Source organism: Limnohabitans sp. TEGF003, from assembly GCF_055395455.1.
This window is the reverse complement of record NZ_AP029225.1, coordinates 3,337,851-3,350,072: the sequence shown is the minus strand read 5'-3', so window position 1 is coordinate 3,350,072 and position 12,222 is coordinate 3,337,851. Positions and strand designations below refer to the sequence as shown.

Sequence of the window (12,222 nt, the reverse complement as noted above, 5' to 3'; positions counted from 1 at the left end):
GAGCACGAACATGAGCACAGTCGGATTGATTGGTTTGGGGGCCATGGGCTCGGGCATGGCCGCATCGCTGCGCCGCGCCGGGCACAGCGTGCAGGTGTTTGATGTGCGCCGCGAAGTGGCCGCAGCCTTTGCACAAGACGGCGGCGTGGCGCACGACTCGCTGGCGTCGCTGGGCGCGGCGTGTGATGTGATCGTGTCGGTGGTGGTCAACGCTGCACAGACCGAGAGCGTGCTGTTTGGCGACGGCACCACCCCCGGTTGCGCGGCCAGCATGAAGCCCGGCAGCGTGTTCGTGATGTGCTCCACCGTGGACCCGAATTGGTCGGTCGCGCTCGAAGCCCGGCTGGAGGCCATGGGTCTGCGTTATGTGGACGCACCCATCTCGGGCGGCGCGGCCAAGGCGGCCAGTGGTCAGATGACCATGATGACGGCGGGCAAGCCCGAGGCTTATGCATTGGCCGAGCCCTTTTTGAACGCCATGGCCGCCAAGGTCTACAAGCTGGGCGACAGCGCGGGCGCGGGCAGCAAGGTCAAGATCATCAACCAATTGCTGGCGGGCGTGCACATCGCCGCGGCGGCCGAAGCCATGGCCCTGGGCCTGCGCGAAGGTGTGGACCCTGCGGCTTTGTACGAGGTGATCACGAACAGCGCGGGCAACAGCTGGATGTTTGAAAACCGCATGGCCCATGTGCTGGCGGCGGACTACACGCCACTCTCAGCCGTGGACATTTTTGTGAAGGATCTGGGCATCGTGCTGGACATGGCGCGTGCCAGCAAGTTCCCGCTGCCGCTGTCGAGCACCGCGCACCAGATGTTCATGCAGGCCAGCACCGCGGGTTTTGCCAAGGAAGACGACAGCGCGGTGATCAAAATTTTTCCTGGCATTGAGTTGCCTGGTCCCAAAGGTTCCTGAAGCTTGTGGGTGGCCGCCCCTACGGCCGAAAGCCTTCGCGCGCAGGGGCGCGCTCCCACAACAACACCCCAACACAAGCCAACCATGACCAAAACATTGAAACTGGGCTGTATTGCAGACGACTTCACAGGTGCCACGGACCTGGCCAACAACCTGGTGCGCTCAGGCATGCGGGTGGTGCAGACCATCGGTGTGCCCACAGGGCCCCTGGCCGCCGAGGTGGATGCGGTGGTGGTGGCGCTCAAGTCGCGCACCATTCCAGCGGCCGAGGCGATCGCCCAATCGCTTGACGCCTTGAAGTGGCTGCAGGCGCAAGGCGCAGAGCAAATTTATTTCAAATATTGCTCGACCTTTGACAGCACGCCCGAAGGCAATATCGGCCCGGTGACCGAAGCGCTGATGGACGCGCTGGGCACGGACTTCACCATCGCCACCCCAGCCTTTCCGGACAACGGTCGCACCGTGTTCAAGGGTTACCTGTTTGCAGGCCATGTGCTGCTGAACGAGTCGGGCATGCAAAACCACCCGCTCACACCGATGACCGACGCCAACTTGGTGCGTGTGATGCAGGCGCAAACGAAGCGCAAGGTGGGCTTGATCGACTACAAAACCGTGGCACAGGGCGAAGCGGCGATTCGCGAACACATCGCCGCGCTGCGCGCCGAAGGTGTGGGCGTGGCCGTGGTGGACGCGACCAGCAACGACGACCTGCATCGGCTCGGGCCTGCCTTGAAGGGCATGCCGCTCGTCACCGCGGGTTCGGGCGTGGCGATTGGCCTGCCCGCCAACTTTGGCCTCAAGCCTTCGCTGCAAGCGAGCCAGTTGCCTGCGGCCAGTGGCTTGCAGGCGGTGGTTTCGGGCAGCTGCTCGGTGGCCACCAACGCGCAGGTGGCGCATTTCAAAGCCACTGGTCGGCCCGCTCGGGCCATTGGCCCCGCCAGCTTGATGCATGGCCAAAGTGAGGCCGTGGTGCAGCAGGTGCTGGCCTGGGCCGCACCGCTCTTGAAAGACGGCCCGGTGCTGGTGTACTCCACCGCCGAACCCGATGCCGTGAAAGCCGTGCAGGCGCAGCTGGGCGTGGCCGAAGCGGGTGCTTTGGTCGAACACGCACTGGCCGCTGTGGCGCGTGGATTGGTCGGTCTGGGTGTGAAGCAGCTGGTGGTGGCGGGCGGTGAAACCTCGGGCGCTTGTGTGCAGGCGCTGGGCATCGCGCAGCTGCAAATCGGCCCGCAAATCGACCCGGGTGTGCCCTGGTGCCATGCGCCTTCCGGTGTGCACATCACGCTCAAGTCGGGCAACTTTGGCACCGAGGATTTTTTCACCAAAGCCTTTGCGACCTTGCAATGAGCCATCTCCCTGTAGGAGCGAGCCCCCGCTCGCGAATGTGGGTCTGTGCCACAGCCAGTATTCGGCCGCAGGGGCGACCTCCCACAAAAACGGCCGCTCCTACAATGCCCCCATGCCATCCGGAGACCGCGCATGAATGAATCCCAAGCCCGCGAAGAGATCTGCCGCGTGGGCCGCAGCCTGTTCGAGCGCGGTTATGTGCACGCCACGGCGGGCAACATCAGCGTGCGGCTCCATGACGGCTTCCTGATCACGCCCACCGATGCGTGTCTGGGTTTTCTGGACCCGGCACGCCTGGCCAAGCTGGACCTGCAAGGCCAGCAAATCAGCGGTGACAAAGGCAGCAAAACCATCGCCTTGCACCGTCAGATTTACGCCGCAGCTTGCGAGCACGATGCCGACACGCGCTGCGTGATCCACACGCACAGCACGCACTGCGTGGCCCTCAGCCTGAACGCTCAAGGCCCTGAACTGCTGCCGCCCATCACGCCTTACTTTGTGATGAAGGTCGGCCATGTGCCACTGGTGCCTTACCACCGCCCGGGCAGCCCCAATGCCGCGCAAACTGTGGCCGACCTGATCCGCCAATATGCCGCTGGCGGCACGCCCATCCGTGCGGTGATGCTCGCCCGCCTGGGGCCCAATGTCTGGCACGACACGCCCGCCGCCGCCATGGCCACGCTCGAAGAGCTGGAAGAAACGGCACGGCTGATGCAGCTGCAAGCCCACACGCCCCCCCTGCACGCCAGCGAGCTGGACGAACTGCGCCAAGTCTTTGGAGCGCGGTGGTGATGCGCCAGCCCATGGATATCTTCAGCTTGTCATCCCGGCCTCCGAGCCGGGATCCAGCATGGGTGAGTGCACATGGACCCCGGATCAAGTCCGGGGTGACAGTGGCTTGTTAGGCCTGAGACAGACAAGGGCATGTTGTGTCTGAGTCTGACAATGGCACCTCGCGCCCGAACCCCCGACCTCCATCACGTTTTATCGAAAGAAACCCATGCCACGTTTTGCCGCCAACCTCTCGATGATGTACCCCGATCTGCCGTTTCTGGACCGCTTTGAAGCGGCGGCCAAAGACGGTTTCAAGGCCGTGGAGTATTTGTTTCCTTATGCCTTTCCTGCGCAAGAGCTGGCCGCCCGCCTGAAGGGGAACGGACTGCAACAGGTCCTGTTCAACGCCCCGCCGGGCGGCACCGATACCGACAGCTTTGGCAAGGCTTGGGAGACGGGCCAACGGGGCACGGCCAGTGTGCCCGGGCGCGAAGCCGAGTTTCGCACCGGCTTTGCGCAAGCCCTGGTGTATGCCGAGGCGCTGAACTGCCCGCGCATCCACGCCATGGTGGGCCTGCGGGCCGAGGGAGCCAGCCCTGAAGCGGCTGACGCCACACTCATCGGCAACCTGCAATGGGCCGCCGTTGAAGCCGCCAAGGCCGGGCGCGATGTGCTGGTGGAGCCGATCAACACGCGCAGCGTGCCGGGCTTTCACCTCAACCGCCAGGACCATGCGCACCGCATCGTGCAGGCCGTGGGTGCGACCAATGTGAAAGTGCAGATGGACCTGTTCCACTGCCAGATCGTCGAGGGCGATTTGAGCGCCAAGATCGCCCAGTACCTGCCCACGGGCCGGGTGGGGCATTTCCAGATCGCCGAAGTGCCGCACCGCCACGAGCCGGGCACGGGCGAGGTGAACTGGACCCACATCTTCCAGACCATCGACAAGGTGTCGGCCGAATGCGGCTGGGACGGCTGGATTGGCTGCGAGTACAACCCGGCCGATGCTTCGGCGGGGGGCACCTCACGCGGCTTGGGCTGGGTGCGTCCTTACCTGTGAACCCGAGACCTTGTGACCTGAGCTGTGATGGATGATCTTCATTACCTGATTTGGGCGGGTCTGGCTGCTGCCATGGTGGGTCTGTCCAAAGGGGGCTTGCCCACGGTGGGCATGCTGTCCGTGCCCATTCTTTCGCTGTTCATGTCCCCGGTCAAAGCGGTCGTGATGCTGCTGCCCATCTACATCATCTCTGACATGGTCGGGTTGTGGTTGTACCGCAAAAATTTCAGCGCCATCAACCTGAAAATCCTCGTTCCGGCTGGTGTGGGCGGTGTGTTGGTGGGCTGGCTCACCGCCTCGCTGGTGTCCGACACGGCCGTGAAAATGATGATCGGTCTCATGGGCGTGGGCTTTGTGCTCAACGCCTGGCGCAAGCGCAACACCGCGCAAGCACCAAGGTCAGCCAACTGGCAAAAGGGACTGCTGTGGGGCGGTTTGTCCGGTTTTACCAGCTTCATCTCGCATGCGGGTGGCCCACCGTTTCAGGTTTACCTGCTGCCCCAACAACTGCCCAAGCTGGTGTTTGCCGGTACCTCGACTTTGTTTTTCGCCGTCATCAACCTGGCCAAACTGGGGCCTTATCACCAGCTGCAGCCCTATGGCCCCCATGAACTGACGGGCGCACTGGTGCTGATCCCGTTTGCCCTGGTGGGCACAGTGGTCGGGGCTTATCTGACGCGCAAAATCGCCGACGACTGGTTCTTCAAATGGGTGCAGGTGGGCTTGCTGTTGGTGTCACTGAAATTGATCCTGGACGTTGTCCGGGCTTGAACCCCTTCAACCCGACCTGCACACCGTCTGCGAGCCTTCCCAGTTGCTGAGTGCCTGACCGAGGTCCACGCCGCGACGCATGGCGGTCATTTCGGCCACGATGCTCAGCGCGATTTCGGGCGGGGTCAAAGCACCCATGTTGAGCCCCACCGGACCGTGCAACTGGCGCACCTCGGCTTCGCTCAAATCAAACGCCAACAAGCGCTTGCGGCGTTGCGCATTGTTGTGCAGCGAGCCCAAAGCCCCCACATAAAAAGCGGGCGTGCGCAGCGCCTCCATCAGGGCCAGGTCATCGAGCTTGGGGTCGTGGGTCAGCGCGACCACAGCGCTGTTGTGGTCCAGGCACATGGCCAGCACCAGGTCATCGGGCATCTGGGTGGACAGGGTCACGTCGGCCATGGTGTTCCAGCCTTCGCGGTATTCGGTGCGCGGCTCGCACACGGTGACCTGGTAGTCCAGCATCACGGCCATGCTGGCCAGATAACGCGAGAGTTGCCCGCCGCCAATGATGAGCAAACGCAAACGCGGGCCGTGCACCGTGGTGAGGCTCTGGCCGTCAAACTGCAGCTTGTCGCCTGTGGTGGCGGCCCCCATGCGCACCAGGCCTGTGGCCATGTCCAGACGGCGCTCCACGCGCTGGTGTTGCTCGATCAGCACCAGCAATTCGCGCAGTTGCGATTGAGGCGACAGCGGCTCCAGCACCACCTGTACCGTGCCGCCGCAGGGCAGGCCAAAGCGGCGCGCTTCTTCGGCGGTCTGGCCATAGGTGGTAGTTTCGGGCAGGCGCAGCGCCAGCTCGCCAGCGGCCACGCGGCGGATCAGATCGTCTTCGATGCAGCCGCCCGACACCGAGCCGGCCACCTGGCCATCGCCCCGGATGACCATGAGCGAGCCTGGCGGGCGCGGGGCCGAACCCCAGGTGCGCACCACCGTGCCCATGACCACGCGGTGGCCCCGGCTTTGCCAATCGAGGGCGGTGCGGATCACGTCGATGTCGATGCTGTGCATGTGCGTCTGTTTTTAGAGGTCCAAATCGTGCGGCCAGCGCAGGCTTTGACCTGTCAACTGCTCCACCGCCTGGCGGTCGGCTTCATTGTCCACGTCCAGACGGTAATGGCCATCGCGTGTTTCCCAGCGGTACACGGCTTCGGGGTGCGCCTGCTGCCATTGGCGTGCGCCCATGTCCACATCACCCGCCAGAATTTGCGCCATGACGGTGCAGGTAAAGACCACCGGGTTGCCTGGCAGGCCTTGCACGCTCGGTTGCAGCAGCTGCGTGCCGACAGGGCGTTGCGCAAAAGCTTGCAGCAACGCTTGCACCGCCCGCACATCGATCAAGGGCTGGTCAGCCAAGGCCACCACCACCGCATCGAGCCCGGATGGCAAGGCGCGCAAACCGGCACGCAGTGAGCTGACGTGACCATCATCGGGTTGCGGATTGAGCACCGGTTGTGCTGACCAGCGGGCCAATGCCCCCTCTTGCAGGATCCGCTTGGCGTGGTGCCCCAGTACCACCCGAATGGGTGCCACACCCGCCAATGACAAAGCCTGCAATTGCCGCTCCAGCAAGCTCATGCCGCCTTGCTGCAGCAGGCATTTGGGCCGATGGCCCATGCGGCTGCCCGCACCTGCGGCCAGCACAAGCGCACCGATGCGCGGTACAGACCCCGGTGTGGGTGATGCAAGCGCCAGCATGTTCAATCGGACACCTTTTGGCATGGACAGGGTGCCCATTGTGCCGCCCTCCTGGGTGGGCACCGTCACCCTCCTGTCACCGCAGCGAACAGCTGGCGTGGCCAGCCCCGCGCAAAAGCGCTACAGTGTTTTTCTTTGACGATGACCCGAGGAACTCCGCCCCATGAACGCTCCCCTGCACCGCGAAATGCCCGAAGGCACGCTCGACAGCGCCCGCGCCCTTCAGGATGTCACCCAAGCCTGGGACAGCACCATCCTGCCCGAGTTGAAGAAATACATCGAAATCCCGGCCAAGTCGCCCGCGTTCGATGCCGACTGGGCCGCGCACGGCCACATCGAGTCGGTGCTGCGCCATGCGGCGCAATGGGTGGAGGCGCAGAAAGTCGAAGGCCTGACGCTCGAAATCATCCGCCTGCCCGGGCGCACGCCGGTCATGTTTTTTGAAGTGGCCGCCACCCGCGCCGCCAGCGAGGGCTCGGGCCAGACGGTGCTGATGTACGGCCACCTGGACAAGCAGCCCGAGTTCAACGGCTGGCGCAATGACCTGGGCCCCTGGACCCCGGTTTATGAAGACGGCAAGCTCTATGGCCGGGGCGGCGCGGACGACGGTTATGCGGTGTACGCCAGCATCGCCGCCGTGCAGGCCCTCAAGGCCCAGAAGACACCGCACCCGCGCATCGTCGGCCTGATCGAGACCTGCGAAGAGTCCGGCTCCTACGATCTGCTGCCCTATGTGGACGCGCTGCGCACCCGCCTGGGCGATGTGGGCCTGGTGATTTGCCTGGACAGCGGCGCGGGCAACTACGACCAGCTGTGGCTCACCACCAGCCTGCGTGGCATGGCCAGCGGCACGCTCAAGGTGCAGGTGCTGACCGAGGGCATCCACTCGGGCGACGCCTCGGGCCTGGTGCCGTCAAGCTTTCGCATCATGCGCCAGGTGCTGGACCGCCTCGAAGACAGCACCACGGGCCGATTGCTGCCCGCCAGCTTCCACTGCGAAGTGCCTGCCGAGCGGCTGGCGCAAGCGCAGGCCACCGCCGCCATCTTGGGCGACGAGGTGTACAAGCGCTTCCCGTGGGCGCATTACGACTGCGGCGGCTCGACCACCTTTGCCCTGCCCACCACCACCGACCCGGTGCAGGCCCTGCTGAACCGCACCTGGACGCCCACGCTGAGCGTGACCGGGGCCGAAGGCTTCCCGGCGCTGAAAGACGCGGGCAATGTGCTCAGGCCCTATACCGCCTTCAAGCTCAGCCTGCGCCTGCCCCCGCTGGTGGACGCGGCGCAGGCCGTGGCCGAGATGAAAGCCCTGCTCGAAGACAACGCGCCTTACCAGGCCAAAGTCACCTTTGAAAGCGGCGGCGGCGCCACAGGCTGGAACGCCCCCGACACCTTGCCCTGGTTCGAGCAGGCGCTCAACGCCTCCAGCCAGGCGCACTTTGGTGCAGGTGTGGGCTACATCGGCCAAGGCGGCACCATCCCGCTCATGAACATGCTGAGCGCCGGTTTCCCCCAAGCGCAAATGATGGTCTGCGGCGTGCTAGGCCCCAAAAGCAACGCGCACGGGCCGAATGAGTTTTTGCATGTGCCCTATGCCAAGAAACTCACCGCTGCCGTGGCCGAAGTCATGGCCCGCATGCCGTGATGTTGTCGCAACGGCTGTCGATCTCGCGCCCGACCACGTCAAGCCTGCAGGGCGAAGCGGGCCAGCTGGCGGTGTACGACTGGGTCTTGCCTGCGACCAAGCCCTTGGGCACCGTGCTGTTGGTGCACGGCTTGGGCGAGCACGCCGGGCGCTATGGCGAATTGGCCGCGAATTTGCACCAATGGGGTTTTGCGGTGCGCGGCTACGACCAGCAAGGGCACGGCCAATCCGAAGGCGCACGGGGCGACCTGCTGCGCCCTGGCAGCTTGCAGGCCGATTTGTGCCGGGTGATCGACGATACGCGCCAACGCCCGGCTTTGGCCAACACGCCCCTCATTGTGTTGGGCCACAGCATGGGCGGCCTGGTGGTGGCACGCACCTTGGCCGAACAACTGCGCCCGGTGGATGCGGCGGTCTTGTCGTCTCCGGCACTGGGCGCGTTCCCGACCTTTTTTCAGCGCATGCTGCTGGCCACCCTGCCCCGCGTGGTGCCCCATGTGCGGGTGGACAACGGCCTGAAAACCGAGTTCGTGTCACGCGACCCGGATGTGGTGAAAGCCTACCAAGCCGATCCGCTGGTGCACCGCCGCATCGCCACAGGACTGGCCGCCTGGATTCTGTCGCAAGGCGAGCAAACCCTGCGCGATGCCCCGCAGTGGCAGGTGCCGACCCTGCTGCTTTACGCAGGGCAAGACAAGCTGGTCAATGCGCAGGCCACCGCAGACTTTGCCGATGCGGCACCCCAGGCAGTGGTGCAAGCCCAATGCTTTGAGGCCATGTACCACGAGGTCTTCAACGACCTCTACCGCGCCCAGGTGTTCACCGCGCTCAAGCGCTGGCTGCTGGCGCGGTTTTCTGCGCAGCCTTCTGTTTGAGCACCATCCAGACCAGCGCCACCCCGGTCAGGGCCACCGGGAACAACGAGCCGATGTTCAGCCACATCCAGCCCTGGGTGGTGACCAAAGCACCGGAAGCGAACGAAGTCACCGCCATGGTGGTGAACACAAAGAAGTTGATCGCCGCCTGACCCCGGTCTTTTTCGGCGGGGGTCCAGGCTTTCATCGCCAAGGTGGTGCTGCCGGTGAACAGGAAATTCCAGCCCAGGCCCAGCAGGAACAGCGCAATGAGGAATTGGTGCAGATTCACACCCGTGAGCGCGATGGCGATGCAGGCGAAATTGATCAGCACGCCCGCACCCATGATCTGCAGGGTGCCGAATTTCTTGATCAGGTGCCCCGTGAAAAAGCCCGGCGCGAACATGCCGATGACATGCCACTCCAGCACCAGCGCCGCGTCGTCAAAACTGAACCCGCACACCTGCATGGCCAGCGGTGTGGCGGCCATCAGCAGGTTCATCACACCGTAGCTGAGCGCTGCCGCAGCCGCCGCCACAATGAACACGGGCTGGCGCATGATCTCGGACAGGGGCCTGCCCGCGCTGTCGCCCGGCTTTTTGGCGGGCACCGCCGGGAAGCGGATGAAGGCCATGCACACCATGGCCAAGATGGCCACAATGCCCAGCGCCATGTAAGCGCCCAAAAACGGCACCTCGTACAAAGTACGGGTGCGCGAGGCGAGGTTAGGGCCCACGATGGCGCCGATCAAACCCCCGGCCAACACGAGCGAGACCGCTTTTTCCTTGAAGCCGTCGGCCGCCAACTCGGCCGCCGCGAAACGGTACAACTGGCCGTTGGCGCTGTAATAACCGGCAATTACCGTGGCCGCCACCAGCAACCAGAAGTTGTGGCTCCAGGCGGCGTAAGCGGCCAGCAGTGCCGAAAACAAAGCCACGCCCAGCCCCAGCTGAAACGACACCTTGCGCCCCCAGCGCGACTGACTCTTGGCCACCAGCCCGGTCGACAGCGCACCCCCCACCACATAGCCCATGACGGGCAGGGTCGCCATCCAGCCCAGCGGCGCCATGGACAAACCCACCAGCCCGTTGATGGCGATGAAGGTGACGTTGTTGGTGAAAAACAGGCCCTGGCAGAGCGTGAGGAGGATGAGGTTGGCGTTCATGTGGGCCAGTGTATCGCCTGCGACTTATGAAGGGATGTCGCCCAAAGCGACACCCGGCGCTTGGCCCAGATCAGGCACAAACGGCCAAGACGGCCAAAGGCGCGGTCTCGGCCCGCAGCACGCGGGGGCCCAGGGTCACGGGTGCAAAGCCTGCGGCCAAGGCGGCGGTCTGTTCTGCGGGACTCAGCCCGCCCTCGGGGCCGCTGAGCACCGTCACGGTGTCGGTGCCTGCCATCTCCGACAACGGCCGGGTGCCATCGGACAAAGACAGCACCCAGCGTTCACCAGGCGCGGCATGTGCCAGCCACTCTTTCAGGCTCACGGCCGGATGGATCAGCGGCACGCGGTTGCGCCCGCACTGCTCGGCGGCAGCCACGGCCACGCCTTGCCAGTGCGCCAGTTTTTTCTCGGCGCGCTCGCCCTTGAGCTTGAGCACGCTGCGCTCGGCCACCAGCGGCGTGATGCTGGCCACGCCCAGCTCGGTGGCTTTTTCGACCAGCCAGTCCATGCGCTCGTTGGCGGTGATACCGGCCAGCAGGTGCACGGCACGGCTGGCTTCGCGCTCGACTGCGCGGTGCACACCGACTTCGACCTCGACATCGCTGCGGCCCATGCGGGTCACCGTGGCGTCAAACTCGCCGCCTTCGCCGTTGAACAAGGTGATCACATCGCCCGGCTGCAGGCGCAGCACCTGCACATGGCGGGCCGCGCCCGCAGGCAGGCTCAAGGCCAGGCCAGTGACCAAAGGGGCAGGGCAAAAAAAGCGCGGCATGCTCACATGCGCCCGTAGGCGAAGCCGACTTGAGGTGTGGTGCCTTCGATCTCGTCGATGAGCTTGAGCAAAGGACCCAGCTCGCGGTAACGGTCGCAGGCCTTGCGGATGTAGTCGATGAAACGCGGCGCATCGGCCAGGTACTTGGGCTTGCCGTCGCGCAGGGTCAGGCGGGCAAAGATGCCCGCCACTTTCAGGTGGCGCTGCAGGCCCATCCACTCGACCGCGCGGTAAAACGCACCAAAGTCACTGTGCCAGTCTTCAAAGTCCATCAGCCCCGCCTTGCGGGCTTTTTCCCAATAGCGGATGGTGATGTCGAGCACAAAGTCTTCCTCCCAGGTGAGGAAGGCGTCGCGCATCAGGCTGGCGATGTCGTAGGTGATGGGGCCATAGACCGCGTCCTGGAAGTCCAAAACGCCGAGTTGAGGATTCGCGCCAAACGGCATCATCAAATTGCGTGGCATGAAGTCGCGGTGCACGTACACGCTGGGTGCGGCCAGGTTGCGCTGCACGATCAGGGCAAAAGCCTTGTCGAACACCTCGCGCTGCGCGCCTTGCAATTGCACGCCCCGGTGCTGGGCCAAATACCAATCGGGGAACAGGCTCAGCTCTCTGTTCAACAGCGCGGCGTCATAGGGCGGCAGCAAGCCAGGGCGCGAGGCCAACTGCCACTGCACCAGCGTATCGACCGCCTGCATGTACAGGCCGTGGTTGGCTTGCGGGCGTTCGGGGTCGATGGCCGACATCATGGTGGCATCGCCCAGGTCGCTCAGCAGCATGAAGCCGTGGGCCTCGTGCCAATCCAGCACCTCGGGGGCATTCAGGCCCGCGGCCTTCATCAAGGCGGCAATGCGGACGAAGGGCTCGGAGTTTTCCTTGTCGGGCGGCGCGTCCATGACGATGCGGCTGCCGCCCTGAATCGTGTCCACCCGCAGGTAGCGGCGAAAGCTGGCGTCGGCCGATGCCACCCGCAAGGTATCCGGCAAAAGACCCTGGGTGGGTGCGATGCCTGCCAGCCATTGCTGGAACAGATCCTGACGAAGGGGGTCGGTCCAATGGACCACAGAAACAGGCGCTGGCGAGGGCATGGAAGATAGAGAGGGGTGGCTCATGGATAATCCCATTCTACAAAGCCTGCCTGTGCCCCCAAGGGGCGATGACAGCCTGTCTTTTTCATCACTTTCGCTATTTGTGGCCACCCATTCCGCTTTGCCTTCCTTGCCGCT

At 64.4% G+C, this 12,222-nt stretch carries 12 protein-coding genes; 7 read left to right on the top strand and 5 right to left on the bottom strand.

The genetic code is table 11. The annotated features are described in order from the left end of the window. The first annotated feature begins 10 nt into the window (after positions 1 to 10). The 5 genes from ltnD (at position 11) to ACZ5RT_RS15870 (ending at position 4,865) form a co-directional block, all read left to right on the top strand. On the top strand, positions 11 to 913 hold the full coding sequence (gene ltnD / locus ACZ5RT_RS15890; RefSeq protein WP_464453105.1) for an L-threonate dehydrogenase: 903 nt from the start codon (positions 11 to 13) through the stop codon (positions 911 to 913). A gap of 84 nt (positions 914 to 997) precedes the next feature. Continuing rightward, entirely contained in the window at positions 998 to 2,260 is a 1,263-nt protein-coding gene (gene otnK / locus ACZ5RT_RS15885; protein WP_464453104.1) for a 3-oxo-tetronate kinase, read from the top strand. A 132-nt stretch (positions 2,261 to 2,392) separates the two neighbouring features. Continuing rightward, positions 2,393 to 3,052 carry a class II aldolase/adducin family protein gene (locus ACZ5RT_RS15880; protein ID WP_464453103.1) on the top strand — a complete coding sequence of 220 codons (660 nt, stop codon included), beginning with the start codon at positions 2,393 to 2,395 and terminating at the stop codon, positions 3,050 to 3,052. A 208-nt stretch (positions 3,053 to 3,260) separates the two neighbouring features. Next, positions 3,261 to 4,094, top strand: coding sequence for a 2-oxo-tetronate isomerase (gene otnI, locus ACZ5RT_RS15875; RefSeq protein ID WP_464453102.1), 834 nt, complete (start codon positions 3,261 to 3,263; stop codon positions 4,092 to 4,094). A gap of 27 nt (positions 4,095 to 4,121) precedes the next feature. Beyond that, positions 4,122 to 4,865: a sulfite exporter TauE/SafE family protein gene (locus ACZ5RT_RS15870; RefSeq protein WP_291924634.1), complete on the top strand. Its 744-nt coding sequence runs from the start codon at positions 4,122 to 4,124 to the stop codon at positions 4,863 to 4,865. 6 nt (positions 4,866 to 4,871) lie between these two features. Here the strand turns inward: ACZ5RT_RS15870 and ACZ5RT_RS15865 are convergent, their stop codons facing one another. After that, positions 4,872 to 5,873 carry an XdhC family protein gene (locus ACZ5RT_RS15865; protein ID WP_464453101.1) on the bottom strand — a complete coding sequence of 334 codons (1,002 nt, stop codon included), beginning with the start codon at positions 5,871 to 5,873 and terminating at the stop codon, positions 4,872 to 4,874. A 12-nt stretch (positions 5,874 to 5,885) separates the two neighbouring features. Further along, positions 5,886 to 6,623, bottom strand: a complete 738-nt coding sequence (locus ACZ5RT_RS15860; protein WP_464453100.1) for a nucleotidyltransferase family protein — start codon at positions 6,621 to 6,623, stop codon at positions 5,886 to 5,888. Positions 6,624 to 6,723: 100 nt separating this feature from the next. On the opposite strand from ACZ5RT_RS15860, the gene ACZ5RT_RS15855 reads away from it, so the two are divergent. Next, positions 6,724 to 8,205: a M20 family metallopeptidase gene (locus ACZ5RT_RS15855; protein WP_291924640.1), complete on the top strand. Its 1,482-nt coding sequence runs from the start codon at positions 6,724 to 6,726 to the stop codon at positions 8,203 to 8,205. Further along, positions 8,205 to 9,080, top strand: a complete 876-nt coding sequence (locus tag ACZ5RT_RS15850) for an alpha/beta hydrolase (RefSeq protein WP_464453099.1) — start codon at positions 8,205 to 8,207, stop codon at positions 9,078 to 9,080. The genes ACZ5RT_RS15855 and ACZ5RT_RS15850 overlap by 1 nt, the downstream gene beginning before the upstream one ends. On the opposite strand, the gene ACZ5RT_RS15845 is transcribed toward ACZ5RT_RS15850, so the two are convergent. The 3 genes from ACZ5RT_RS15845 to ACZ5RT_RS15835 all read right to left on the bottom strand — a co-directional run bounded on the left by ACZ5RT_RS15845 (position 9,034) and on the right by ACZ5RT_RS15835 (position 12,108). Next, positions 9,034 to 10,224, bottom strand: coding sequence for an MFS transporter (locus ACZ5RT_RS15845; RefSeq protein WP_108428135.1), 1,191 nt, complete (start codon positions 10,222 to 10,224; stop codon positions 9,034 to 9,036). The two genes, ACZ5RT_RS15850 and ACZ5RT_RS15845, sit on opposite strands and share 47 nt — an antisense overlap. A 70-nt stretch (positions 10,225 to 10,294) precedes the next feature. Further along, on the bottom strand, positions 10,295 to 10,996 hold the full coding sequence (locus tag ACZ5RT_RS15840) for a 16S rRNA (uracil(1498)-N(3))-methyltransferase (RefSeq protein WP_464453098.1): 702 nt from the start codon (positions 10,994 to 10,996) through the stop codon (positions 10,295 to 10,297). Between the two features lie 2 nt (positions 10,997 to 10,998). Further along, positions 10,999 to 12,108, bottom strand: coding sequence for an aminoglycoside phosphotransferase family protein (locus tag ACZ5RT_RS15835; RefSeq protein WP_422170520.1), 1,110 nt, complete (start codon positions 12,106 to 12,108; stop codon positions 10,999 to 11,001). Positions 12,109 to 12,222 lie beyond the last annotated feature (114 nt).